Here is a 24,161-nt window from a genome sequence, read left to right as displayed (position 1 = left end):
CTTATTGAAGGGTACCGCTTTTATATCGATTCAGACATTCTTTGCAAATGCATTTCACACGGATATCATTTTCAGGAATCAGTTCGAAAATTCCATTTGGAAAGGTTTCTTGGCTACACCAACAAATGCCGAGCGATTTATCTTTTCCGTTACAACAGTTGTTAGTTTTTCCGCATAGCGGACATTCCTCGTTACTTGGGGGATGCATCGTTTTGCACCTTCTTTCTACTATCTCTATTATAACTAATTCAATACCAAAAGAGGAAAAGGTATTTGTAATATACTTCTGTACTTTTATGATTTGCAGAAGAAGGATGAACTGATATAATGAATAAATGATTTATTGGAGGCTAATTATGAATTATAGAATCAGCAACAAGCAAGTATTTGAACTAGCACAAGTGCGTTCGGTTTCAGATGTACCGTTTACTGAGGAAGAACGTCAAAACGGCATGTTAATAGCGATTTCTAAGGTGGATAATACCCTCGCGTTGTATTTGGTTGAGATAGATGGCCATAAGAAATTTGAGGTTCGTTGGGATGATTCGCACGAGATTTTCACCGGTTGGTATTCCGCTTGGGAAAATTTCACTTGGTGTCTAAATATCGCAGGCAACTAAGTCCTTGATTGAAAATTTTAGGATATAAAGTACTTCAACACTACCCCTTCGACCGAAAAGTCGAAGGGGTGGTGTTTTTTTTTATGGAAAAACGGGTTGCTTAGAGCAATAGTAGGTTGGTTAGTCGCAAGAACTCTTTGTGTGAAATGTTCATATTTATCTCACTATGATAAAATGGTTGTGATAAAGGCTCGAAAAGTGTTCATTAACTAAAGTGAGGTAGAGCTATTATGAAAGAAACTGAAGCACCAACCTTATCCCATAAACAAGTAGCCGCAACTTGTTTTAATCAAGTGTGGGATCTTCTTGAGAAGGAAGTACGGACACCTGAGGAAAAAGAGCAGATGATTCACCTTTGTCATAGTTCTTTCTGGCATTGGACACAAGCAGAAGAATGTACTGAGACGAATCTCTCTATCGGATATTGGCAACTTTCACGTGTATATGCAGTGGTAGGGCAAGGAGAAAATGCGTTGAATTATGCGAAACGCTGTATAGCTGTGAGTGAAGAGGCGAGTCTTGCTCCTTTTTATATTGGATACGGATATGAGGCTGCGGCAAGAGCTTGCAACGTCTTAGGGCGAAATGAGGAGAGCCAGAGTTATAAAGATTTAGCCTATGAATGTGCAGAGAAAATGATTGATGAAGACAGTAAAAAGCTGTTAGTGAGTGATTTGGAAAGTTTGAAGTGAAATTGCTGCCTAGGATAAAACCCGTTCTCAAGGGTTGTCATAAACATGTCAAAATATAAGGGGTATTGGCGGAGGAAATGCTCCTTAACTGTCGAAGTAGTAAAGTATGAATGGAGTGAAATCTATGACACTAACTTATAAACAAATAATCGTCGCAGTCGATGGATCAAAAGAGTCGGAATGGGCTTTCAAAAAGGCAATGGCCATTGCAGAACGAAATGATGCCACGTTGAATGTAGTCAATATCGTCGATACACGATCACATTCTTCTGTTGAGACGTATGACCGTGCTGCAGCTGAAAGCGCTCATAAATATGCGGGAGAAATGCTGAATAACTACAAAGCGGAAGCAGTACAAGCTGGTGTGCAAAGCGTCAATGTAATTGTCGAGTACGGCTCACCAAAAGCAATGATTGCAAAAGACCTCCCGAACAAGCTGAATGCAGATCTAATCATCTGTGGTGCGACGGGACTAAATGCAGTTGAACGTTTTGTAATGGGCAGTGTCTCTGAAAACATTGTACGCACTGCAAAATGTGATGTACTCGTCATTCGTAAACCCGAACAATAAGGGAAAATAATTAAGAAATAAGCCATCTAATCGATTTTGAAGAATTCGTCGTAGATGGCTTTTTATCTTGTGTACCAAGAGGAGGACTTTTCATGGCGCTGTCGGAGAAACTGCTGTCATCCATCTCTGAATTTATCGATGATAACTATGTCGACGAATTGGTGTTTCATCAACTTGAAATTGAATCTGAACTGTTTCAAATGGAGTCAACTGTTCGAGAGGAAAGCCGAAGCTTGGAAGATGTTGTGAGACAAGTGGATGAAACGTTTTCCCAAAGGTTACTCCGTTGGATTGATGAAAAAGGGATGACAGATGCGCAAATCTATAAACAGGCGAATGTGGATCGGAGACTTTTTTCGAAAATCCGTAATGATATCCACTATCGACCGAGTAAAGTGACTGCAATTGCGTTTGCGATCGCCTTGCAATTGAATTTAGATGAAGCGAAGGATTTATTGTTAGCGGCGGGATTCGCTCTTTCGCCAAGTAGCAAGTTCGACCTGATCATCGAGTATTTCATCAGAGAAGAGAATTATAATCTTTTTGAGATCAATGAAGCGTTGTTCGCTTTTGAGCAAAACCTGATAGGCGTATAAAAGTGTCGCTTTGCAGGCGACCTGATGCCCTTTTTTGAATGTTATTCTTCCCCTATAAACAATTTTGGGAGGAAAACGATATGAAAAAAGGGTTAACTGAACTAATTTTTATTTTAGATAGAAGCGGCTCAATGAGTGGTCTGGAGGCCGATACAATCGGTGGTTATAATGCCATGCTGCAAAAACAGAAAAAGGGACAGGGGGAAGCTGTGATTACGACTGTCCTTTTTGATGACAGCTATGAAATACTACATGATCGCGTTAACCTTCGTACGGTTGAACCGATGACGGATGATGAGTATTTTGTAAGAGGGACGACTGCGCTTTTGGATGCAGTCGGAAAAACGATCTTACAAATAAGCAATGCACAGAAACTTGCCGCAGAAGAAGAACGTGCGGAAAATATACTGTTCGTCATTACGACGGATGGCATGGAAAATGCCAGTCGGGAATTCAACTATGAAAAAGTACGTAACATGATTGAGCATCAAAAGAATAAATTCGGATGGGAGTTTTTATTTTTAGGTGCTAACATTGACGCGATTGCAACTGCAAATCTCTTCGGAATTGAAGAGGATAGGGCTACGAATTATTATGCAGACAGTGATGGAACACAGTTGAACTATGATGTGATCAGTGAAACAATCAGTTCCTTACGGGAACATAGTAAAATAGAAGAAAATTGGAAAGAACGTATTGAAGCAGATTTTTGTATGCGTGAGTGATCTAAAAATGGTAAAGGGAAGGCGTCGCGCATTATTAACTGCATCGTAAACATAAAAATAGAAGGGGAACTATGTTCGGTATGAGTGCATAGTTCCTCTTTTTTTGTGCAATTTAATATTATCGAGCATCAATGTATTGACAGTCGATATATTATAGTATAAATTATGAGTATCGATATATCGTGAGTCGATACATCAAGGGAGGTATCTTCTATAAATCCACTATCAGAATCTACGTATTTAATTTTATTAGCCCTTTATAAAGAACCACTACATGGCTATGGTGTCATTAAAGAAATTGAAGATGCGAGTGAAGGGAACTATATTATTGCACCAGGGACTCTTTATGGAGTATTAAAAAATTTAGAGAAGCAAGGGCTGATCAAAACATTAGCAGTTGAGAAGGAACAACGTAAGAAGAAAACCTATTGTATTACGGAACAAGGAAAAGATGTACTTCATTCGGAATACGAGAGATATATTCGAATGATTGATCTATCAAAAAAAATCATACAGAGGGGGATTGAAAATGGCGAAAAATAATACGGTAAAAAAAGTGACAAAACGGTTTTCTAATTTTTCTAAGGAAGAACTATGGTTGCAAAGTATGTTAAACGAAGGTTGGATACTGAAAAGTTATGATTCAGAGGATATGGATGACTGTCAATATGTTTTCGAACGAATACAATATGAGGAGCATAAAAATATAACTTACAAAATTGATTATCGCGAGTTGAAAAAGGGCGAGTACGAGGAGTACAAAGGCATTTTTACAGATGCCGGTTGGACTTTGCTTTCAAAAAACAGTTGGTATTCTAAGCATATATTTTATACAACCTCTTCAAACCCGCAAAGCGATATTTTTTCTGACCAGGACTCATATAGAGAACGTGAAAAACGGAGAATGTCGTCCTCGCTTGTTTACATAATCATAAGTAGTTTCATGTTCGCTGTGTTAATTGTTCTATATACTATTTACGAAAGATCTGCTTTTCTTGGAGTAGGGATAATGACATTGTTTTTCGCTATAAATTGTACGATAGATTACTTCCGACATAAAAAAGTCTATAATTCTTTATTGGTAAAAGAAGTTGAAATATAAGAGAGAAGGACATAACATATTAGTTATTTAAATATGTTATGTCTTTTATATATTCTCTTCATTAGTTTTTCTATCAGTTTTGTGTATTGAAAAGAAAAGCTTCCGGATTTTTGAGTACGCTACAAAAGTTGAGGCAGTAAAAGCACTTTGCAACTTCCACAATGCAGTCCTTTCCTACACACGCTAATCATGGACGGATGTACCTTCAGTCGAAAAGTCGACTGAGGGTTTTTTGATGTATTGTGATGCCGGCATTGTGAAAGAATTATTAAGATTTAGAAGGTCTTAACAATTAGCGGTGTGACACATGATATTCTGTAATAGATTCGGATTGAAACCGTGCCCGGAGAAAGCATTTCGTCTAAAGTGAAAATCGAATTATGAATTACATTCATCTCTTATTTAATTTGGCTCTGTTAAACTATGTGCTTTAACAGAGTCTTTAATTTGATGTGTTTTTGAAGGGAAGTGCATTTATCTTGTACTGATAGATAATTTCATTCTTACGATGTACCAAATCTCAGACTTGAGCCATATAAGAAATCTTTGTTGTAGTGATAAGTTTATATTAGTTTACGGGTAAAAACTTAAGATACAGAGGTGACATATGTATAGCAGAATAATTCGTAATGACATTTTAAAGAGCAAAGCCATTACATTGACAACAACGATATTTGTTGCTGTTGCGGCAATGCTTGTATCGTTGGCGGCTATTCTTATCGTTAATCTTTCAGGTGCGCTTGATACACTTATGACCCAATCGAAAACTCCGCATTTTATGCAGATGCATTTGGGTGAAATTGATACTGATCGACTTGCATCTTTTGCAGAGCAAAATAGCAACGTCGAAGAATATCAGGTAGTTGAGTTTCTAGGCATAGAAGGCGCTGAGTTTATTTTCGGCGATAATTCACTTGCGAATAGTGTTCAGGATAACGGCCTTAGCGTACAAAACGAGAAATTCGATTATCTCCTTGATCTTAATGGCAACATCATCAATAACGTATCCGGCGGCGAACTTTATGTTCCTGTAGCGTATTTGAAGGACAACACGACAAAGATCGGTGATAAGGCAATAATAAGCGGGAAGGAATTTACTGTCGCGGGATTTCTCCGTGATTCGACTATGAATTCCTCACTCTCCGCGTCAAAGCGATTTCTTGTAAGCGACGATGATTTCATAGAAATAGCGGAATTTGGAAGTATCGAATATCTAATAGAGTTTAGATTAAAGAACTTTTCGGTGATTGGCGAATTTGAAGCAGCTTATGCTTCCGCAGGACTTGAAGCAAACGGACCAACAGTTACATATACGCTTTTTAAAATGATGAACGCCATCTCAGATGGGATGATGGTAGCAGTGATCCTACTGATTAGCGCACTTGTCGTTACCATCGCATTTATGAGCATACGTTTTACGCTCCTTGCGAAAATTGAAGACGACTACCGTGAAATTGGTGTTATGAAAGCAATAGGGCTTCGCCTATCAGACATAAAGAAGATTTATCTTGCAAAATATGCAGTTATTGCGGCTGTGGGTAGTATTATCGGGTTTATTCTTTCACTTATGTTCCAAAGCGTGCTTCTTGAAAATATACGCCTATATATGGGGGAAAGCGAAAACTCTTCTTATGCTATGGCTTTAGGAATTATCGGTATACTACTCGTTTTCCTTTCAATTACTGGCTATGTCAATGGTGTGCTGAAACGTTTTCGGAAAATTTCTGCCGCAGAAGCTATACGCTTTGGCACTTCCCAGGACAAGAAAATAGGGGCAAAGCGTTTTACCTTAGTCAAAAACAGATTGTTTAGCACGAATGTTTTTTTAGGTATCAAAGATGTTCTCGCAAGAAAAAAACTATACGCCACAATGCTTGTGGTCCTTGTAATGTCAGCATTTATCATGCTTGTTCCGCAGAACCTGTACAACACGATTTCCTCAAAAAGCTTCATTCAATATATGGGAATCGGAAATTACGATTTGCGTATTCAAACGAATAAACCTGAGGGAACCGATGAAATTGTGAAGACGATAGATGGCGATCGTGCTGTTTCAAAGTATGCAGTTATGACAACTAAGATTTTCAAAGTGAAAATGGGTAACGGAATAGAGGAAAATATAAAAGTTGAACTTGGTGATCATTCAGTATTTCCAATAGAGTATTCTGAGGGCAGTGCTCCTGCTTCAGAAAACGAAATCGCACTTTCTGCTATAAATGCAGATGAAATGAACAAGAAGGTCGGCGATGTCATAACGCTGTTGATTGGTGGGAAGGAGAAGGACCTCACGGTAAGCGGACTATATTCCGATGTTACGAACGGCGGAAAAACCGCAAAGGCTGTATTCTCCGACGATTCGACAAAAGTTATGTGGACCATCGTCTGTGTTGAACTTTCAGATGAATCTCTTGTTGAAAGTAAGGTATTAGAGTACGGGGACAAATTTGATTTCGCAAAGACTTCCAACATTGATGAATTTGTATCTCAGACCTTTGGTTCGACAATAAGTTCCGTTGAAATGGCTTCCTACGCCGCAGTTGCCGTTGCGCTAGTTATTATGGTGCTGGTTACACTGTTGTTCATGAAAATGCTTGTTGCAAGAGATAGAAATTCAATTGCTGTCAAGAAAGCACTCGGTTTTACAAACTTGGATATTAAAAAGCAGTATGTATCTCGTTCGGTTTTCGTGCTATTTATAGGGATAATCTTTGGTACACTTCTCGCAAACACTCTTGGTGAGCTGCTTGCAGGCTTGATGATCTCCTCATTTGGAGCATCGACGTTTAACTTTACGGTCAATCCGCTTACCGCGTATGTGCTTAGTCCATTGTTGATGATCTTCGTGATTCTTATCGCAACAATGATCGGTATATCAAACGCAGGAAAAATAAAGATTTCCGAAAATATTAAAGAGTAGGAGGGGGAGGCATATGAATAAGATTATTTTCGGTGAACATATAGTAAAGTCTTTCGGTGAGGGCGATGAACAGCGTAATGTTCTCGATGGAGTATCTGTTGAAATAAACGAGGGTGAGTTCGTTTCGGTTATGGGACCTTCGGGCTCAGGGAAATCGACGTTGATGTTTGCACTAAGTGGAACGGATTGCGTTACTAGTGGAAAGGTTCTTTTTGAAGGTGAGGATTTATCAGCGGTTTCGGAGAATGAGCTGTCAGATATACGTAGAAATAAAATAGGATTTGTTTTTCAGCAACCGACTATGTTGAAAAATTTAAATATAATCGATAACATCATACTTCCGTCAATGCGTGACAACAGAAAAAATGTTGTAAAAATTTCAGAGAAGGCAAGAAATCTTATGAAAAGGGTAGGGATTGCGGAGCTTGAAAATCGTGATATTACACAGGTTTCGGGAGGCCAGCTTCAACGAGCTGGGATATGCCGAGCGATTATGAACAACCCTAAAATCATTTTCGGTGACGAGCCTACTGGTGCGCTTAACTCTAAATCTGCAGAAGAGATTATGGACATTTTTTCTGATATCACCGCAGAAGGTACTGCAGTTATGCTTGTAACTCACGACGCAAAAGTAGCTGCAAGAACCGAACGCATTATGTTTATGCGCGACGGCAAGATCGTAAGCGAGCTAAAACTTCCGAAGTTTGATGGGAAAAATATCGAAAACCGTGTCGAAGAAGTTACAGTAAAAATGCGTGAAATTGGAATATGATTTTTAGATGTTGTGATAATTGATTAGAAGTACCAGGTTCTTATTGAATTTTAAATTGTTTTAGAACCTGGCACTATTTCCTTATTATTTATAATTCAGACACAATTTTACCTATATGGTAAAATAAGGGGTAATACTAAGGGGGATGCTTTATGTCATTTATAACAATTGAGAAAGCAACCATTGCGGATGCTGAAAAACTAACAGAAATTATGAAAAAGACTTTTGATGAAGAAGCGAGAAAGTGGCTTCCAAAGAAAGATATTGTAAGTGATTACAATATTCTCCCGCCAGGATATTCTTCTAACGAAATGACAAAGTATATGATTAGAGAATTGGAGTATTTTAAAGTCTTGCATGATAATGAAGTTATCGGCGGAATTATTATAACGATTTCCGGTAAGAGCTTTGGGAGGATAGACCGTATTTTCGTTGACCCTAACTACCAAGGTAAAGGGATTGGTTCTAAAGCGATAAATTTTATAGAGGAAGCATTTCCTTATGTAAGGACTTGGGACCTTGAAACATCAAGTAAACAAATTAACAATCATTATTTTTATGAAAAGATGGGGTATAGAACAACCTTTGAATCTGAAGATGAATATGGTTTTCAAAAGAAAATAGGAACCCCAACAGAAGAAAGCTTAGTTGAAAATAAAAACATTTCAAGTATCCAATACGTGAATTGTGAAATGGCAAATACGGATTATTATGATGTGAATTTAGAAGGAAGTTCTTTCAGTAACAGCAACTTAATGAATAGTCATATTAGCAATTGTAATCTGAGTCACTCAAAGTTCCAAAATATAAATTTAAGAAATTCACTCTATGCCGATTTAAATCTTTCAAACAGTGAAATGATATTTGTCACTTTAGGTGGGGTTCGTTTCAGTGATACAAATCTTGGAGATGAAAATATTCCAATCTCATTTGAAAGATGTGATCTTGAAGGTAGTAAATTTTGTAACAGTAATCTTAGGAACGTGGAAATACAAAAGAGTGATTTGACTGGCATGAAAATAGATAATGTTCCTGTAGAAGATCTTTTTGAAGCTTACTATCAAATGAATAAAAGTAAACAATAACCAAAAGACGAGCAAGGAATTTTGTCAGTTCGATTTCCAAAAATAGTCGTGGCACACGGACATTTTCAAATTGCACGGGTGCCTGGTTTATTCATAGCTTCCTTTCAAAGTCGAAACCCTTCAATAGGCACATCAAACAGCATGAACATATCCTTGAAATACGTCTCTTCAACCAACTTATCAAGCACACCTTTAAAATACCCGGGCAAGTTGCGGATTACTTTCTTCTTCGTTGCCATGACTGTAATCATCAAAGCACGGTAGGCGAGGTCTTCAAATACATGGCGATCGTCTTTATAAATCTCAAACTTTAACATTCTTTCAGAAATGGCTTTGTGGATTCCGAATAGTTCACGGGCTTTTTTTGCGTCTCCAATTGTGCCGGAAAGAAGGTTTTTCATCCGACTGAACAGACTTGTGGAGTACTTTGACGATTCTTGTAGAGACGTGTAGTTAAGATCTTTAGATTTTATAGATTTAGAGGAAAGAGCTTCATCCCTGAGAATTTGCTCGTCGTCCTTGTTGTCATGGGCTTTGTCGGTATCTTCCGGATTGGTCAATTTCGCCTGGTCATCGAAAGGTAAAATGATGTAGATGTTGGCGCCGAGACCGCTCATAACTGGGCGTATGTAGTGGACTTTCTCGATAATTCCAAGGCTAATCAGCTTGCGGATTGCGCGTCTAACTGTCACGTTCGATTTCCCGATGATGCTTTCAATTGTTGCATGTTTCAAATGTACTGCCCCGTATTTTACTGAATAGCGGCGAATCGTGTCTAAAACTTGGCGATCCGATTTCGTCATTTCATCCCAATGGCGCATAACATGCTGCTCGGCAGCAGCGTCCATTTCTTCAATCGTTGCGAACCGTGCGTATTCTTTCAAGTAGTGTATCATTATGATCTCCCCCTACACTCTCTATATAGATGTGAAAAGGCGAAAAGGATAATAGGAATGGGGAATAATCTAAAATGATTCTAAATACCTATAACTGGAACTGAATAGGATGCTTTATTAGCATACATCAAGTTTTGGCGTTCGGAGATACTGCAAATAAACTTGTTTTAAAATCCCAACTGTTTTTCCTGCTCAATGAGCGTCGCTTAACTGCACTTACACTTGCAATCGAATCCTTGGAAGACCGTCTTACAAGAGACGGTTCCTAACTCCACAAAAAAACGCCAGAAAAGATGGCGTTTAATATAATCATTATTTACCTTGTTTTGTTTTTCATGTTTTCGGTAACTTTCTTCGCGGCATCAGTAGCTGCATCTACAGTCTTCATTGCAATGTTTTCCGTTGTTTCTAAAGCATTGTGAGCTGTTTCAAATGCAGATCCAGCTGTGTTTTTCACGTCCTCTGCGACACTTTTACCATTCTGATTTTTGTAATTAGCCATTACGTTTCACCTCCTAAACACGAGTAGGATATGTGGAATGACAAGATCTATTCGTTCAACGGTTAGGATACCTTTTCCTTATTCGCTGCCATTGCCACCGTTTTCTTGCTCCCCATAAGATACAACACCAAAATAATAATCATTGTAGCTGCAGAATAGCTAAAGGTCATGCCGTACCCAACGCTTTTCGCTAAGAAGCCAAGTCCCACTGATCCAGCATTGAGGAATTGACCACAATGCATAAAAAGAAAAACGCCAGAAAATGGCGTTTAATATACATTATTGATTATCTTGATTGTTTTTTATGTTTCCTGTTAATTTCTTTGCGGCGTTTTTAGCAGCGTCTACAGTATACAATGCAATAATTCCTGTTGTTTCGAATGCAGATCCAGCTGTATTCTTAATGTTTTCCGCGACACTTTTAGTTTGTTCATTTTCCCCATTTTGCTGGTTAGCCATTACATTTCACCTCCTAAACACGAGTAGGATATGTGGAATGACAAGATCTATCCGTTCAACGGTTAGGATACCTTTTCCTTATTCGCTGCCATTGCTACCGTTTTCTTGCTCCCCAGTAGATACAACACCAAAATAATAATCATAGTAACTGCAGAATAACTAAAGGTCATGCCGTACCCGACACTTTTTGCTAAGAATCCAAGTCCCACTGATCCAAGAGCCAAACCAGCGTCAATAAAGATCAGAAGCATTGAATTGGCTGTTGCCTTTTTCTCTTCTGGAACAAGCTGTAACGCCCAAGCTTGGAGTGTTGGATGGATGATGGCAAAAGCGATTCCGAACAATACCCCTGAAATAATAACCATCAACATGTTCTTAGAGAACCCTAAAAGAACCAACCCGCCAGCCCCTGAAATAGCGGCAGGAATAATAAGAATCCGGTGCCCGAATCGATCGAAGATTTTACCTGAGAATGCACGAACGATTACCATAGCAATCCCTTGTGCGATAAAAAACTGAGAAATACGACCACCCACATGAATCTCTTTACCAAACGCCCCGATAAAGTTTACAGTTCCTGCAATGGCTACATAATTCAACGCCACCAAAATACACGGAAGAAGGACACGTTTATCGTACATGTACTTATAGAACGGTTCTTTAGTTGTCGCCTTAGAACTTTCCTTGTCCTGTGTAACCTTATTATTTTTCGTGAAAAAACTGCACAGTAATGAAAAAGACATAAGGCCCAGGGTCAACATCATCATCGACTGGAATGAAAACCTCGCAAGATAAGCAATAGCGATGAGTGGCCCGAGTGTCGTTCCAACGCTTGTAGACATTGCGAAATAAACAATACCTTCACCTAACCGGGATTTTGGAACAATATTACTCGATATCGTAAAAACTAAAATCGTAAGCATACTAAATCCAATCCCTTGTAATGCACGAATGAAAATTAAAAATCCGATGGACTGATTTACAAATGTCAGAGCGATGGTTCCCAAAAAATAAACGATGGAAAGAATAAGGAGCAATTTCATATTCACTTTTTGGATAATGACACTTGCAAAGAAGCGCGTAATGAGGGAGGCCAACATGAGAGTGGTGGTCATAATTCCTGCAATCGCTGGATTATTACTAACCGTTGATACAAAAATTGGGAAACCTGCCGTAATCATATAAAAAGCAGAGAACATGACTAAAGACAATAAAATAATGATTACGTATTGGTTTGTCCATAACTTGGCTTTCTTTAATTTACCCACAATAGATAAGACCGCCTTTCGAGGCTAATTCTAATAAAAATTATTGTTCCCCAATTTTTTATAAAGATAAGGGTTTTTTAAAAAAAAAAATAGGTTGTTGTTTATAGTGGGAAAAAATCACTCGATTATTTTTTTCAATCTGCTTTTGTTGGGTACCAGTCTTTAATAAAATTAATAAACAAATTCACATGGCGAAGGTCTTGGACGTACTTGTTGTAGTATAAAATCGTCTCCCGAAAATAATTTTCGTCACCAAACGCATTAAGCGAAATTTTATATAGATCCTCGCCTTCAATGCTTGTTGCAGGTAGGACGGCAATCCCCATCCCGAACTTGACCATTTCTTTGCATGTTGCGGCCTGGTCGGTTTCGATTGATGGTTTAATCGGTTGGTCAAAATTCGTTCGCCACCATTTATCGATCATTTGGCTTAATGATAAATCCGTTTCATATGTAATCCATTGCAAAGTTGGTATGTCCGCCTTTGTGAATGGAGTTTTAGATACAACATATAACTCCTCTTTATCTAACAAGCATTTCTCTGAGTTGATGAGATAATTTCCTCGAATAATAGCTACATGAATTTCTTCTTGAGTGAGTGCCTCTTTAATATCTCTACTCCAACCCGTTTTCAATTGAATATCGATCGTAGGGTACTTATTGTTAAACGCATTAAGTATTTTCGGCAGTTTATAGAGGGAGAAGAGCCCTGAAGCACCGATCTTAATCGTTCCTCTTATTTCACCAGAAACTTTCGCAAGTTTCTCCATAACTAATTCTTCATTTTGGAGAATTGTTAATGCGTGTTCATGTAAAATCCTGCCTTCTTCTGTAAATTCAATCCCTTTTGAGCCCCGGACGATAAGGGGAACTTGATATTTTTTTTCTAATTGCTTAATACGATACGTTAATGCTGGCTGGGAAATATAAAGATTTGCAGCTGTATGTGTAATATTTTGGGTTTTGCGTAAATCGACTAAGAGACGACAATCATTTAGATTCATTGAAATCTTCACCCCGATATTTATTTTGAAATAAAAAAAATTTATAGCTAACCTTGAAATTATTGTATTTTATTTATTTCGAAAAGTAAACTATGCTTGATGTATCAATGAAGTAAAGGGGATCTGTACAATGTCGAGGTATGATGTAATCATTGTTGGTGCTGGAAATGCAGCTTTATGTGCTGCAATTTCTGCAAAGGAACAAGGGAGTCGTGTATTGGTATTAGAAAAAGGTCCAAGTGAGAAACGTGGAGGGAACTCATTCTTCACGGATGGTGCGATTCGTGTAGGCTATGGCAACTTTGATGCGATGAGAAACTTTATTGAGTTAGATGAAGAAACAACCAATAAAATTGATATGCCGGAGTATTCTCCTCAAGACTTTTACGATGATATTATGCGCGTTTCAAAAAATCAAAGTAAACCAGAACTGATTCAACAACTTGTCACGCAATCACTCCCAACGATTGAGTGGATGAAATCCCATGGCGTCGAATTCGAATTGAACTTTGCCAATCAATCTTTTGAAAAAGAAGGTAGAATTCAATTTTGGGGAGGCCTTCCGATTAAAACAGTCGATAAAGGGATTGGCTTAATGCGAAGCTTATTCAATCGCTGTGAAGAATTAGGGATTGATGTTTGGTATGAAGCTGCAGCTTCGAAGATCCTTACGGAAAATAACGGGGTAACAGGGATAGAGGTAAAGACAAAAGAGGGTACAAAAACGATTGATTGCCAAAATGTTGTGCTTGCTTGTGGAAGTTTTGAGGCTGACAAGAAGAAACGTGTAGAGGCCTTAGGTGAGGAATGGGGTGCGGCATTAGTCCGTGGAACAGAGTTTAACACGGGTGATGGGATCGATATGGCCGCTCTGGTTGGTGCACAGAAGTTTGGTCAATACGACGGATGTCACGCAATCGGAACAGATGCAAATGCACCACGAGTTGGTGACTTCCAAAAACCTGGGGATATCTTCAAGAAGCACTCCTATCCGTATACCGTAATGGTCAACGTAGATGGGTACCGCTTCGTTGATGAAGGCGCTGATTTCCGTAACTACACGTATGCGAAATACGGGAAAGAAGTGTTGAAACAACCAAAAAATATGGCGTACCAAGTTTTTGACGCAAAAGTTCGACCAATCGTACGTGAAGAATATAATTTAGACGAGGCTACTGTTTTTGAGGCGGCAACGTTGGAAGAACTCGCTTTAAAAATTGATATCCAAAAAGAGCAGTTTTTACAAACCATTGAAGAATACAATGCAGCTGTACAAGACGGGGAGTTTAACCCTTCTGTTAAAGATGGCAAAGGAACAACAGGCATTACACTACCCAAATCGAACTGGGCACAAACAATTAGTGAAGGTCCGTTTTATGCATACCCAATAACATGCGGGATTACGTTTGCGTTTGGTGGTATAGCCACGACTCCGAATGGTGAAGTTTTACACAAAAATGGTGAAAAAATCCAAGGCCTTTTCGCAGCTGGTGAAATGATTGGTGGCATTTTCTATGAAAACTACCCAGGCGGATCTGGGCTAATGTCAGGATCTGTATTTGGTAAATTAGCCGGTAAATCAGCTGCAATCCATGCAACTCATGCCCAAGCGGTAAAATAAGAATAGATGAACGAACAGAACCCGGTTCCGTCCCGTATAACAGCCCTGCAAACTCGTACAAGCCAAGGATAAAAGCTATAATAGGATTAGATGAACAATTCTACTTTTCAGAGAAGGGGGATTACAATGGAATTAGGGTTAACAGGAAAAGTCGCGCTCATTACAGGTTCAAGTAGGGGAATTGGCTTGGAAACAGCTCTTTACTTAGTGAAAGAAGGCGCGGAGGTAACGATTTGTGCAAGAAATGAAAAGAGATTGGAAGAGGCAGCGGCCTATATCCTTGAACAAACAGGTAGAGAAGTATTAATTATAGAAGCAGATGTTACAAAGGAAGCGGATTGTGAAAGAATCGTTTCGGATACAGTTAAAAAATATGGACGTTTAGATATTTTGGTTAATAATGCTGGTACTTCTCAAGCCCATCCCTTTGATGAAGTAGGAACGGAACTTTGGCAGCAAGATCTTGACTTGAAACTGTTCGGGGCCATTCGTTGTTCCCGAAATGCTGTGCCATTTATGCGGAAAGTGGGTGGGGGCGCAATCATCAACGTGACAGCTGCTATTGGAAAGACACCCCCTGCAGCATCATTGCCCACTTCAGTGAGCAGAGCAGCGGGAATGGCTTTAACAAAGGCAATGAGTAAAGATCTTGGACCAGATAATATTCGGGTGAATACCGTGTGTATTGGTTTAATTCGCAGTGAACAGATTGAGAAAAAATGGAAAAATGAGAACCCTGAACTAACATGGGAAGAGTATTCAAGTAAACAACATCAAATTCCGTTAGGACGCATTGGAAATACGGACGAGGCAGCGAAAGTGATTACCTTCCTTGTATCAGATGCCGCATCTTATGTCACTGGTACTTCTGTGAATATTGACGGTGGTATGGCGGGTGTTTTGTAAGATCATTTATGATGAACACCGCCTTTCCAATTTAAACGAGGAACCAAATCAACCGAGACGTTGATAGGTTCCTCGTTTTTTTATTGTTAGGGCAATCGTTTGAAGGCGGCATCATGATAAACAAAATCGAGAAGTTAGTTCTGTTTTCCTAACAAGCGGTTGGTCGAGTCTTGGATGTGATTGGTAAGGATTTGCTCGGCTTTGTAAACATCTCTTGTGCGTATGGCCTCGATAATTTCCAAGTGTTCGGTCGGAGCATCCTTTTGGTCCAGTTCGCCTTTTATATGATAAAAACGACCTATATGTAGATGGCAATGCATACCCTCGTACGCTTCCAACAGAAAAGAGTTTTCGCCAGCCTTAAGAATCGAACGATGAAATTCCTGATCTAAATGGGTGAAATCAAGTATTTTTTTATTGATCGAACCTGAAACGGAAAACATTTGCTCTGTCAGTTCAGACAATTCTTCAATTACGCCTAAGTTATTCGAACGGATAATATTCCGAATGGCGTGGGTTTCTAATAAAATACGAGCTTCCAACATTTTTGTAATGCTTTCCTCATCTAAAATCCCACTCACACTATACCCCTTATTTGGTTCCAAAATCACTAACTTTTCGGAACTAAGGCGAGATAAAGCCTCTCTTAAAGGGATTGCACTTACGTTGAATTCCCTTGTTAAATGGCTAATATTTATCTTTTGACCAGGTGTTAGGCTCCATTCAAATATCATTTTTTTCAATAAATTGTAGACAAACTCTGTCATTTCTCCTCTTTCTTTCCCGGATATCATTGAAATGCTCCTATCTTAAAAATCCAATTGGATTGTTGTTTTTTAGATGAAAAATAGACTATATCTCTTATTGTAGCAGAATGAACAATTGATCAGGTGTGAATTTTTCTATTAGATACTATAATTCCCAACAAAACTATATACTAAAAATGTATTTTCGTTTTATTTCATATACAATTTATTACCTTTATTAATTTATTTATTCAATCAATTCAATATTGAAAGTCTCGTAAACGTTGATTTAATAAGGTTTTTTAGAATCGTATAAAATCATTATATTTTTTGTTATTTACAAAACAATATACAATGTGCTATATTTTATTCGAAATTGTATATTATTTTGATGAATCTACTGTTTGTCAAAAGGTGATCAGGGATTTATAAAAATAAGAAAAATAGAAAAGTAAACTGGGAGGAAGTTGCGATATGTCTTTTTCATATTATTTGCCAACACGAGTCGAATCCGGTAACGGAGTTTCCGAAAAAACAGGGGAACTAGCTAAAACCTTAGGGGTGTCAAGTGTATTAGTCGTAACAGATAAAGGGGTAAGGGATGCCGGCCTTTTAGAGGGGATTATCAAATCGATCTCTGCGGCTGACTTGAATTATGAAATTTACGATGAAGTAGAGCCAAACCCATCCGCTGAAACAATTCACCGGGGGACAGATCTACTGAAAGAACATAAATTTGAAGCTGTACTTGCTGTAGGCGGTGGTAGTAGTATAGACACAGCCAAGGGAATTGCGGCGATGGCAACGAATTCCGGCCATATTTTTGATTATGAAGGTGTTGGAAAGCTTACGAATTCTCCACTTCCAATCATTGCAATCCCGACTACTTCCGGAACAGGCAGTGAAGTGACGAATTCAACAGTTGTCACGAATAAGGAGACACACTTTAAATTAGGCGTACTGAGCCCGTTATTATTCCCAGATTTAGCGATACTTGACCCTGTACTTACGTTGGGACTCCCACAGGGAATTACAGCAGCGACAGGAATGGATGCGTTAACGCATGCGATTGAATCCTATACGTCTAAGACGGCAAATCCGATTAGCCAGGCCTTCGCGATGCAGGCGATTAAAATGATCAGCAAAAACTTAACAAACTGTTACTTTGTCGGAACGGATTTGGAAAGCAGAAAAAATATGCTTGAAGCTTCTCTATTAGCAGGGGCAGCGTTTTCACAATCCCGTTTAGGTAACGTTCATGCCATTTCGCATACTTTTGGAGGCGTTTTCAATATACCCCATGGAATTGCGAATGCAGCACTATTGCCTTTCGTAATGAAATTCAACTTACCAGCGTGTGCCGAGCAATATAAGGAAATCGCGATTGCTTTAGGACGTGATGTAAGCGGTTTATCAGTAATGGAAGCAGCCAACGAAGCGATTGAAACGGTTATCGAGCTAAACCGAAGCATGAATATTCCTCTTAATATTAAAGAGTTGGGTGTTACATTGGATGTATTGCCGAAATTAGTGGAGGATTCCATGAGAAGTGGAAACGTATTTGTAAACCCTCGACTTACAAAGCCTGCTGACATCCAAATGATTATTGAAAAAGCGTATGAGGGAGATTTAACAAGCTTTTAATTCTGCGTCCGGAAATAATTACTTTAATGGGGTGAATTTATGAAAAAGACAAATGCGAGGTGGCTTGTCGTAGCACTTCTTTTTGTAGCTACAACAATCAACTACATGGATAGAGCGATCCTTGGAGTCGCGGGTCCTGCAATGATGGAGGACCTTTCACTAACACCTGTTCAATTTGGATTGTTAGGTTCAGCGTTTTTCTGGTCCTATGCTTTAATGCAAATCCCGGTCGGTATGATTGTCGACAGGTTAGGGGCTCGTTTGACGTATTCAATTGCTATTGTTTGGTGGTCCTTATGTACAATTTTCACAGGATTTGGTCGCTCTCTTGGAGCGTTGATCGGTATTCGTGTTCTGATGGGAATCGGGGAAGCTCCTGCGTTTCCAACTAATACCCGTGTTATATCAGATTGGCTGCCATCACATGAACGGGGCATCGCAAACGGGATTTTTAACTCCGGAACGGCGATTGGGATTGGAATGTCGACACCGTTACTTGCTTGGGTCATTCAAAATTGGGGATGGCAAGCAGCATTTGTGGTAGTTGGAGCAATCGGTTTTATATGGCTTGCATTCTGGTTGATCTATTTCAAAAACCAGCCAAAGGACAGCACCTTGGCAAATGAAGCTGAGGTAGCTTATATCAAGGCTGATGAATCTGAAACAGAAAAAGCACCTGCTCTTAATATATCGCCATTTAAATTATTGAAATTCAAAAATGTATATCCACTGTTATATGGATTATTCGCACATAACTACCTTACGTATTTAATGATGACTTGGTTGCCTATCTATCTCGTAACCGAAAGAGATATGAACCTTATAAATGCCGGGTTTTTCACGATGCTTCCTTGGATCATGTCCTTCTTCGGAAACATCTTAGGCGGCTTTTTATCAGATGGTTTAATCAAACGTGGTTGGAATTCGATTAAAGCAAGAAAGACTATTTTAGGAATCGGTATGCTATTCCCGCTATTGCTTATTCCTACGATCTTTGCAGAAAGCGCAGTAATGGCGATTGTGTATATCTCGATTGCAATTGGCGGTGAGGGAATAGCAGCAGGAATCCTATGGGCAACTGTGTCGGATGTTGCTCCAAAGGGTGCGGAAGGAAAATTGGCTGGACTACAGAACTTCATTGGGAACCTCGCAGGTTGGATCGCTCCAGTCGCAACAGGGGTTTTAGTAGCTAAGCTGAATAACTTTGATATCGCATTGATCATTCCGGTAATCATTTGTCTCGTTGCCTCTGTCGGCTATCTGTTCGTACTTAAGAATGAGAGAATTTCGATTGACGAGGATTTCGGAAAAGGAATTAAAGCTTAAGGAGTTTAATCATCCATAGCTGAAAGGAGATTTTATCATGACGAAGATAAGTAATTTACTTGATTTGAATGAACTAAAAATGTACGTGAACGGCGAATGGAAAGCAGCGGAGAGTGGTGAAACTTTTTCTGTTGTGAATCCTTCGACAGGTAAAGTAGTAGCCGAAGTTCCTAAGGGAGGCCGTCAAGAAACAAAGCAGGCAATTGCAGCGGCTGATGAAGCCCTCAAATCTTGGTCGAAATTGACTGCGGGCGATCGTGCTAAATATCTTACAAAGCTATTCCATCTAATGCACGAATACAAAGATGAATTGGCTGAGATCATGAGTTTAGAGATGGGGAAACCATTTACAGAAGCTCAAGGGGAAGTGAATTTTGCTGCAAGCTACCTGGAGTGGTTTGCGGAAGAAGGACGCCGTGTGTATGGGGAAACAATTCCGGCCTCGGCGGTAAATAAACGGATAATGGTGATCCGCCAACCTATCGGCGTGGTAGCTTCCATTACTCCGTGGAATTTCCCATTGGCGATGATGACACGAAAAGTTGGTCCAGCAATGGCTGCAGGATGTACGGCTATTGTGAAGCCTGCGGGTCAGTCTCCGATTAGTGCTTTAGCGTTCGGTAAATTAGTAGAAATGGCTGGTATCCCTGCAGGTGTTGTAAGCATTGTTACAGGACAATCCGGACCGATTTCCGATGAGATATTTGAAAATCCTATCGTTAGAAAAGTCTCTTTCACTGGATCTACAGAAGTGGGGAAATTGTTTGTAACGAAATCAGCTGCACAATTGAAGAAATTGTCCCTTGAGCTTGGCGGACATGCACCGTTTATCGTTTTTGAGGATGCTGATTTAGAGGCAGCCGCTGAAGGTGCTTTACAAAGTAAATTTAGAAATACGGGACAGACATGCGTTTGTGCGAATCGGATCTATGTTCATCGTTCGGTCATCGATAAATTCTCTCAAATTTTTGTCGAGAAAGTAAAAGCGCTTAAAGTAGGAAATAGCGTCGATCCGACGGTTCAAGTAGGACCGCTTGTAAACAATGAAGGCCTGTTGAAGGCAGAAGCGCATGTACAGGATGCATTGTCGAAGGGCGCGGAACTACTTTGCGGAGGACAAAGAATTGAAGGGGAATTGGCTGATGGTTTATTCTACGAACCTACCGTTTTAGGCGGAGTCAATTCAGATATGATCATTACAAAAGAGGAAACGTTTGGACCAGTAGCTCCAATCATCCCATTTGATACAGAGGAAGAAGTAATCGAGCTTGCCAATAGTACGGAGTTTGGATTAGCAGCTTACTTCTATACACAAAATATTAGCCGATCCATTAGAGTTTCGGAAGCCCTGAAGTTCGGGATTATCGGTATGAATGATGCGATTCCTACAGTTGCCCAAGCTCCATTTGGTGGTATTAAAGAGAGTGGAATGGGCCGTGAAGGCGGACATCAAGGCTTAAACGAATACTTGGAGGAGAAGTTTATCTCCATGGGTTTTGAAACGAAATAAAGTAAAGGTAGAGCAACAGTGCTTGCTGTTGCTTTTACCTATTTATCAAGATAGACGTTCTTTAATTTATTATAACAAAATAATGTAAATGAGGGATATTATGTATGACTTTGCAATTGTAGGTGGTGGAATTGTAGGTTTATCCACTGGAATGGCACTGACAAAAAGGTATCCGGGTGCAAAAATTGTGATGATCGAGAAGGAAAAAGACTGGGCTCATCATCAAACAGGAAATAACAGTGGGGTTATTCACTCCGGCATCTATTATAAGCCAGGTAGTTTTAAAGCGAAATTTGCACGCGAAGGCAACGAATCGATGGTGGAGTTTTGCAAGGAGCACGGCATTGCATATGATGTATGCGGAAAAGTAATCGTCGCTACCGAACAAAAAGAAATACCGCTAATGGAGAATCTGTATAAACGAGGCCTCGAGAACGATTTGGACGTTGTGAGGATCAGTAAAGAAGAGTTGAAGGAAATCGAACCCCATGTTAATGGATTGGGGGCGGTCCGTGTTCCAATCTGCGGCATCGCCGATTACAAAGGCGTTGCACGGAAGTTTGCCGATATCGTTCAGGAGGGCGGCGGAGAGTTCCGTCTTGAAACGAAAGTGGAAAATGTCGTCGAGAAAACGGATGGTGTCACGATTGAGACGAACCGTGGAACGATAAATGCCCGTTTTCTCATCAACTGCGCCGGTTTGCAAAGCGACCGTGTGGCGAAAATGACCGGCATGAAAACAGGTATGAAAATAGTGCCGTTCCGTGGTGAGTATTACGAGCTAACACCGGAAAAACATCATCTCGTGAAACATTTGATATATCCTGTACCGAATCCGGATTTCCCATTCCTTGGAGTACACTTTACCCGAATGATAAACGGTGGCGTCCATGCAGGACCAAACGCCGTATTGGCTTTCAAACGTGAAGGATATAACAAGACGGATATTAATGTTAAGGATTTAGCTGAAGTGTTGACCTATCCGGGCTTCTGGAAGATGGCAATGCCGAATATGAAAGAAGGGATGAAAGAATACGTACGTTCCTTCAGCAAAAAGGCATTTTTGCATAGCCTACAACGACTAATTCCAGAATTGACCGAGAAAGATATCGTTCCAACACATGCCGGAGTGCGGGCGCAAGCTCTCATGCAAGACGGAAGCATGGTAGACGATTTTGCGATCTTTGCAGGCACAAACTCGCTTCATGTCTGCAACGCACCATCACCTGCTGCAACTGCATCGATTCAAATTGGAAATGCCGTAGTCGATCGCATTGCCGAAAGCTCCCAAATTTTAGAGCGATTTGCTTGATGTGAAGTAGCTGAAAAAAACAAATAGATATGCTAAAAATTTTTCAGAAGTGGAAAATCTCTTGGGGAAAGCAAGTCAAATTGCTTTCCTTTTTCTTTTTATAGCGTTTGGTCAGGGTACATAAAAAGTGATAATATCTCTTGAAGAGGGGGTTCGCCATGGAGGTTACAACTGTTCTATCTTCAGTCGGCATGATGGCAATCATTGTAGGTATTGGAGCGATAATCGGGAAGGTAACCAGGGTTACAGTTGAATCAAAACAATTGTTAGTCATTATTATTCTCAATATCGCGCTGCCTTCAATCATTTTAAATGGAATATTTTCTATTGAAATGAACGATCTGTTACTTTCGAAAATGCTAACTATATTTATTATGTCCATAATTTTTAATGCGTTAGGTATCGGATTAGGCTGGATAAGTGCAGTTCTATTAGGTTTTCGTGAGATGAATGCAAAATTGATAGCTATCCTCGCGGGATTAGGCAACACCGGTTTCATCGGTATCCCTCTTTGTGCAACATTGTTTGGACCAACGGGTGGACTATTGGCAGCGATATTTGATGCTGGGCTTGATGTAATTGTTTTTACGCTGGTCGTTGTGTTGCTGAATAAAAATGGAGGATTTACTTTAAAAGGGCTTAAAGCAATCATCAATTTACCGATCATTGCTATCGTAGTTGGAATAGCCATTGCTATAACCGGATATGAACCTCCTTTACTCGTGAAAAACCTAATAGCAACATTCGCGGGTTTAGCTGCTCCGTTAGCCATGATATATATAGGTCTATTAATAGCTACACTTTCAAAGAAAAAGAAGGCAATATCTCTACGGTTTATCAGTATTTCTTTACTGATGAAGTTGTTGGTTTTCCCTCTCATGATGATTATTGTCTTGCAAGTGATTCCAATCACCGAGGATCTTAAACTTGTGGCTTTAGTTCAGGTATCAATGCCTACATTTATGTTGGCAACCATTTTATTTGCTCGTTATGACCATGATGAAGAGACTGCGGTTATGACAACCGTTTATTCTACTATGTTTTCATTGATCACCATTCCGCTGATTGTCTATATCACCACACTATTTTTATAGATGGTGATTTTGAAATGAATTAGGAAGCGCTAATAAAATAATCCTCAATTTACAGACTACCTAATGTTAGCGCATTAGGTGGTCCTTTTCAGTTGGAGTTTTTGTGTAAACCATTAATAATCCATCCTTGAGTGGAAGCTCACAAACATTATATTGTAAGTTTATTATTGATTCATTCGAAATACTTGTCGATTCACCATATAGAAATTTATATCGATCATTTCCTAAGGGTTATCAATCATTTCCCGCGTTATATCGATCACTTTCAGAAGGATATCGATCATTTCCCAGCATATATCGATCATTTCCCGAGATATATTGTCATTTAGGGACTTAAGACCCATCAGCTATTGACTTACAGCATTTACTTTTCCGCATTCATTAATCTCTTAAGAGAAAACTTGGTGCTATTATAGTTAATCCACTTGATCATCTCTCTCTCGACCGCTTTGTTTTGCCATTCAAACCAAACCTCTAAGCACTCACTGCAATGACTTTCGACTCCACTATTATTATGTAAGTCTTTTTGAGTGAAAGAGGTGATCTTGCGACAGATATAGCAATATACTTTTTTATCTTCAAAATACCTACTTACCATGAGTATCAGCTCCTTAACTTTCTACTCATTATTTCCAATTCTAATTATATTAATTCATTAGAGGTATTGAAAAAGTAATAGGAACCACAAATAATCCAACCTTGAGTGACTAACTCAAGGATGGATTATTTTATCACACAAAAGATATCAAAAGGTGTGCTTGGCCTACTTTAAGGCCAAGTACACCCTAACAAT

The 24,161-nt window shown here is 39.4% G+C and carries 27 protein-coding genes; 19 read left to right on the top strand and 8 right to left on the bottom strand.

The features are described 5' to 3' along the window. Position 1: 1 nt before the first annotated feature. Entirely contained in the window at positions 2-208 is a 207-nt protein-coding gene (locus ACFPZG_RS15445) for a cysteine-rich CWC family protein (RefSeq protein ID WP_317940788.1), read from the bottom strand. Positions 209-356: 148 nt separating this feature from the next. Here ACFPZG_RS15445 and ACFPZG_RS15440 point away from each other — a divergent pair, with 148 nt between their 5' ends. From ACFPZG_RS15440 to ACFPZG_RS15395, 10 genes are all read left to right on the top strand, one after another. Continuing rightward, positions 357-620: a hypothetical protein gene (locus tag ACFPZG_RS15440; RefSeq protein ID WP_317940789.1), complete on the top strand. Its 264-nt coding sequence runs from the start codon at positions 357-359 to the stop codon at positions 618-620. A 230-nt stretch (positions 621-850) separates the two neighbouring features. After that, the gene (locus tag ACFPZG_RS15435) at positions 851-1,312 is read left to right on the top strand and encodes a hypothetical protein (protein WP_283734346.1); all 462 of its coding nucleotides are present in this window, start codon (positions 851-853) and stop codon (positions 1,310-1,312) included. Positions 1,313-1,436: 124 nt separating this feature from the next. Next, on the top strand, positions 1,437-1,883 hold the full coding sequence (locus ACFPZG_RS15430) for a universal stress protein (protein WP_283734347.1): 447 nt from the start codon (positions 1,437-1,439) through the stop codon (positions 1,881-1,883). A gap of 92 nt (positions 1,884-1,975) precedes the next feature. After that, the gene (locus tag ACFPZG_RS15425; RefSeq protein WP_283734348.1) at positions 1,976-2,479 is read left to right on the top strand and encodes a hypothetical protein; all 504 of its coding nucleotides are present in this window, start codon (positions 1,976-1,978) and stop codon (positions 2,477-2,479) included. An 80-nt stretch (positions 2,480-2,559) separates the two neighbouring features. After that, positions 2,560-3,204, top strand: coding sequence for a vWA domain-containing protein (locus ACFPZG_RS15420; protein WP_283734349.1), 645 nt, complete (start codon positions 2,560-2,562; stop codon positions 3,202-3,204). A 213-nt stretch (positions 3,205-3,417) separates the two neighbouring features. Further along, positions 3,418-3,747 (top strand): PadR family transcriptional regulator, encoded by a 330-nt coding sequence (locus ACFPZG_RS15415; protein ID WP_381427865.1) that lies wholly within the window; start codon positions 3,418-3,420, stop codon positions 3,745-3,747. Then, the gene (locus tag ACFPZG_RS15410; RefSeq protein WP_317940790.1) at positions 3,734-4,306 is read left to right on the top strand and encodes a DUF2812 domain-containing protein; all 573 of its coding nucleotides are present in this window, start codon (positions 3,734-3,736) and stop codon (positions 4,304-4,306) included. The genes ACFPZG_RS15415 and ACFPZG_RS15410 overlap by 14 nt, the downstream gene beginning before the upstream one ends. A 607-nt stretch (positions 4,307-4,913) precedes the next feature. Beyond that, positions 4,914-7,223 carry an ABC transporter permease gene (locus ACFPZG_RS15405; RefSeq protein ID WP_317940791.1) on the top strand — a complete coding sequence of 770 codons (2,310 nt, stop codon included), beginning with the start codon at positions 4,914-4,916 and terminating at the stop codon, positions 7,221-7,223. Positions 7,224-7,236: 13 nt separating this feature from the next. Next, positions 7,237-7,995: an ABC transporter ATP-binding protein gene (locus ACFPZG_RS15400; RefSeq protein WP_317940792.1), complete on the top strand. Its 759-nt coding sequence runs from the start codon at positions 7,237-7,239 to the stop codon at positions 7,993-7,995. Between the two features lie 152 nt (positions 7,996-8,147). Next, entirely contained in the window at positions 8,148-9,080 is a 933-nt protein-coding gene (locus ACFPZG_RS15395) for a GNAT family N-acetyltransferase (RefSeq protein ID WP_283734351.1), read from the top strand. A gap of 104 nt (positions 9,081-9,184) precedes the next feature. On the opposite strand, the gene ACFPZG_RS15390 is transcribed toward ACFPZG_RS15395, so the two are convergent. Beyond that, on the bottom strand, positions 9,185-9,976 hold the full coding sequence (locus ACFPZG_RS15390) for a hypothetical protein (RefSeq protein ID WP_317940793.1): 792 nt from the start codon (positions 9,974-9,976) through the stop codon (positions 9,185-9,187). A gap of 134 nt (positions 9,977-10,110) precedes the next feature. On the opposite strand from ACFPZG_RS15390, the gene ACFPZG_RS15385 reads away from it, so the two are divergent. Next, entirely contained in the window at positions 10,111-10,245 is a 135-nt protein-coding gene (locus ACFPZG_RS15385; RefSeq protein ID WP_283734353.1) for a hypothetical protein, read from the top strand. A gap of 47 nt (positions 10,246-10,292) precedes the next feature. Here the strand turns inward: ACFPZG_RS15385 and ACFPZG_RS15380 are convergent, their stop codons facing one another. The 5 genes from ACFPZG_RS15380 to ACFPZG_RS15360 form a co-directional block, all read right to left on the bottom strand. Next, complete coding sequence (locus tag ACFPZG_RS15380) at positions 10,293-10,478, bottom strand: hypothetical protein (RefSeq protein WP_283734354.1); 186 nt, start codon at positions 10,476-10,478, stop codon at positions 10,293-10,295. A gap of 62 nt (positions 10,479-10,540) precedes the next feature. Further along, the gene (locus tag ACFPZG_RS15375) at positions 10,541-10,720 is read right to left on the bottom strand and encodes a hypothetical protein (protein ID WP_283734355.1); all 180 of its coding nucleotides are present in this window, start codon (positions 10,718-10,720) and stop codon (positions 10,541-10,543) included. A 37-nt stretch (positions 10,721-10,757) separates the two neighbouring features. Then, complete coding sequence (locus tag ACFPZG_RS15370) at positions 10,758-10,937, bottom strand: hypothetical protein (RefSeq protein ID WP_283734356.1); 180 nt, start codon at positions 10,935-10,937, stop codon at positions 10,758-10,760. A 62-nt stretch (positions 10,938-10,999) separates the two neighbouring features. Next, the gene (locus tag ACFPZG_RS15365) at positions 11,000-12,205 is read right to left on the bottom strand and encodes an MFS transporter (RefSeq protein ID WP_283734357.1); all 1,206 of its coding nucleotides are present in this window, start codon (positions 12,203-12,205) and stop codon (positions 11,000-11,002) included. Between the two features lie 134 nt (positions 12,206-12,339). Continuing rightward, complete coding sequence (locus ACFPZG_RS15360; protein WP_317940794.1) at positions 12,340-13,209, bottom strand: LysR family transcriptional regulator; 870 nt, start codon at positions 13,207-13,209, stop codon at positions 12,340-12,342. A gap of 130 nt (positions 13,210-13,339) precedes the next feature. On the opposite strand from ACFPZG_RS15360, the gene tcuA reads away from it, so the two are divergent. After that, positions 13,340-14,830: an FAD-dependent tricarballylate dehydrogenase TcuA gene (gene tcuA, locus ACFPZG_RS15355; RefSeq protein ID WP_317940795.1), complete on the top strand. Its 1,491-nt coding sequence runs from the start codon at positions 13,340-13,342 to the stop codon at positions 14,828-14,830. Between the two features lie 126 nt (positions 14,831-14,956). Beyond that, positions 14,957-15,736, top strand: coding sequence for an SDR family NAD(P)-dependent oxidoreductase (locus ACFPZG_RS15350; protein ID WP_317940796.1), 780 nt, complete (start codon positions 14,957-14,959; stop codon positions 15,734-15,736). Positions 15,737-15,870: 134 nt separating this feature from the next. On the opposite strand, the gene ACFPZG_RS15345 is transcribed toward ACFPZG_RS15350, so the two are convergent. Next, positions 15,871-16,530, bottom strand: coding sequence for a GntR family transcriptional regulator (locus ACFPZG_RS15345; RefSeq protein ID WP_283734360.1), 660 nt, complete (start codon positions 16,528-16,530; stop codon positions 15,871-15,873). A gap of 426 nt (positions 16,531-16,956) precedes the next feature. On the opposite strand from ACFPZG_RS15345, the gene ACFPZG_RS15340 reads away from it, so the two are divergent. The 6 genes from ACFPZG_RS15340 (at position 16,957) to ACFPZG_RS15315 (ending at position 23,697) form a co-directional block, all read left to right on the top strand. After that, the gene (locus tag ACFPZG_RS15340) at positions 16,957-18,126 is read left to right on the top strand and encodes an iron-containing alcohol dehydrogenase (protein ID WP_317940797.1); all 1,170 of its coding nucleotides are present in this window, start codon (positions 16,957-16,959) and stop codon (positions 18,124-18,126) included. Positions 18,127-18,165: 39 nt separating this feature from the next. Beyond that, complete coding sequence (locus ACFPZG_RS15335; protein ID WP_283734362.1) at positions 18,166-19,452, top strand: MFS transporter; 1,287 nt, start codon at positions 18,166-18,168, stop codon at positions 19,450-19,452. Between the two features lie 37 nt (positions 19,453-19,489). Next, positions 19,490-20,962: an NAD-dependent succinate-semialdehyde dehydrogenase gene (locus ACFPZG_RS15330; protein WP_317940798.1), complete on the top strand. Its 1,473-nt coding sequence runs from the start codon at positions 19,490-19,492 to the stop codon at positions 20,960-20,962. Positions 20,963-21,062: 100 nt separating this feature from the next. After that, positions 21,063-22,274, top strand: a complete 1,212-nt coding sequence (gene lhgO / locus ACFPZG_RS15325; RefSeq protein WP_317940799.1) for an L-2-hydroxyglutarate oxidase — start codon at positions 21,063-21,065, stop codon at positions 22,272-22,274. Positions 22,275-22,432: 158 nt separating this feature from the next. Beyond that, the gene (locus ACFPZG_RS15320) at positions 22,433-23,368 is read left to right on the top strand and encodes an AEC family transporter (protein ID WP_283734363.1); all 936 of its coding nucleotides are present in this window, start codon (positions 22,433-22,435) and stop codon (positions 23,366-23,368) included. 167 nt (positions 23,369-23,535) lie between these two features. Further along, a complete protein-coding gene (locus tag ACFPZG_RS15315; RefSeq protein WP_381427825.1) occupies positions 23,536-23,697 on the top strand; it encodes a hypothetical protein in 162 nt (53 codons plus the stop codon). Positions 23,698-24,161: the final 464 nt, after the last annotated feature.

The sequence above is a fragment of the Sporosarcina thermotolerans genome, assembly GCF_042658975.1.
In the GTDB taxonomy this organism is placed as follows: domain Bacteria; phylum Bacillota; class Bacilli; order Bacillales_A; family Planococcaceae; genus Sporosarcina; species Sporosarcina thermotolerans.
This window is presented reverse-complemented; position numbering and strand designations above follow the sequence as displayed.

What these genes read in the sequence shown, in the direction of transcription:
- ACFPZG_RS15445 (WP_317940788.1), bottom strand. Translation starts at nt 208, where the DNA reads ATGCATCCCCCAAGTAACGAGGAATGTCCGCTATGCGGAAAAACTAAC.
- ACFPZG_RS15440 (WP_317940789.1), top strand. Translation starts at nt 357, where the DNA reads ATGAATTATAGAATCAGCAACAAGCAAGTATTTGAACTAGCACAAGTG.
- ACFPZG_RS15435 (WP_283734346.1), top strand. Translation starts at nt 851, where the DNA reads ATGAAAGAAACTGAAGCACCAACCTTATCCCATAAACAAGTAGCCGCA.
- ACFPZG_RS15430 (WP_283734347.1), top strand. Translation starts at nt 1,437, where the DNA reads ATGACACTAACTTATAAACAAATAATCGTCGCAGTCGATGGATCAAAA.
- ACFPZG_RS15425 (WP_283734348.1), top strand. Translation starts at nt 1,976, where the DNA reads ATGGCGCTGTCGGAGAAACTGCTGTCATCCATCTCTGAATTTATCGAT.
- ACFPZG_RS15420 (WP_283734349.1), top strand. Translation starts at nt 2,560, where the DNA reads ATGAAAAAAGGGTTAACTGAACTAATTTTTATTTTAGATAGAAGCGGC.
- ACFPZG_RS15410 (WP_317940790.1), top strand. Translation starts at nt 3,734, where the DNA reads ATGGCGAAAAATAATACGGTAAAAAAAGTGACAAAACGGTTTTCTAAT.
- ACFPZG_RS15405 (WP_317940791.1), top strand. Translation starts at nt 4,914, where the DNA reads ATGTATAGCAGAATAATTCGTAATGACATTTTAAAGAGCAAAGCCATT.
- ACFPZG_RS15400 (WP_317940792.1), top strand. Translation starts at nt 7,237, where the DNA reads ATGAATAAGATTATTTTCGGTGAACATATAGTAAAGTCTTTCGGTGAG.
- ACFPZG_RS15395 (WP_283734351.1), top strand. Translation starts at nt 8,148, where the DNA reads ATGTCATTTATAACAATTGAGAAAGCAACCATTGCGGATGCTGAAAAA.
- ACFPZG_RS15390 (WP_317940793.1), bottom strand. Translation starts at nt 9,976, where the DNA reads ATGATACACTACTTGAAAGAATACGCACGGTTCGCAACGATTGAAGAA.
- ACFPZG_RS15380 (WP_283734354.1), bottom strand. Translation starts at nt 10,478, where the DNA reads ATGGCTAATTACAAAAATCAGAATGGTAAAAGTGTCGCAGAGGACGTG.
- ACFPZG_RS15375 (WP_283734355.1), bottom strand. Translation starts at nt 10,720, where the DNA reads ATGCATTGTGGTCAATTCCTCAATGCTGGATCAGTGGGACTTGGCTTC.
- ACFPZG_RS15370 (WP_283734356.1), bottom strand. Translation starts at nt 10,937, where the DNA reads ATGGCTAACCAGCAAAATGGGGAAAATGAACAAACTAAAAGTGTCGCG.
- ACFPZG_RS15360 (WP_317940794.1), bottom strand. Translation starts at nt 13,209, where the DNA reads ATGAATCTAAATGATTGTCGTCTCTTAGTCGATTTACGCAAAACCCAA.
- tcuA (WP_317940795.1), top strand. Translation starts at nt 13,340, where the DNA reads ATGTCGAGGTATGATGTAATCATTGTTGGTGCTGGAAATGCAGCTTTA.
- ACFPZG_RS15350 (WP_317940796.1), top strand. Translation starts at nt 14,957, where the DNA reads ATGGAATTAGGGTTAACAGGAAAAGTCGCGCTCATTACAGGTTCAAGT.
- ACFPZG_RS15345 (WP_283734360.1), bottom strand. Translation starts at nt 16,530, where the DNA reads ATGATATCCGGGAAAGAAAGAGGAGAAATGACAGAGTTTGTCTACAAT.
- ACFPZG_RS15340 (WP_317940797.1), top strand. Translation starts at nt 16,957, where the DNA reads ATGTCTTTTTCATATTATTTGCCAACACGAGTCGAATCCGGTAACGGA.
- ACFPZG_RS15335 (WP_283734362.1), top strand. Translation starts at nt 18,166, where the DNA reads ATGAAAAAGACAAATGCGAGGTGGCTTGTCGTAGCACTTCTTTTTGTA.
- ACFPZG_RS15330 (WP_317940798.1), top strand. Translation starts at nt 19,490, where the DNA reads ATGACGAAGATAAGTAATTTACTTGATTTGAATGAACTAAAAATGTAC.
- lhgO (WP_317940799.1), top strand. Translation starts at nt 21,063, where the DNA reads ATGTATGACTTTGCAATTGTAGGTGGTGGAATTGTAGGTTTATCCACT.
- ACFPZG_RS15320 (WP_283734363.1), top strand. Translation starts at nt 22,433, where the DNA reads ATGGAGGTTACAACTGTTCTATCTTCAGTCGGCATGATGGCAATCATT.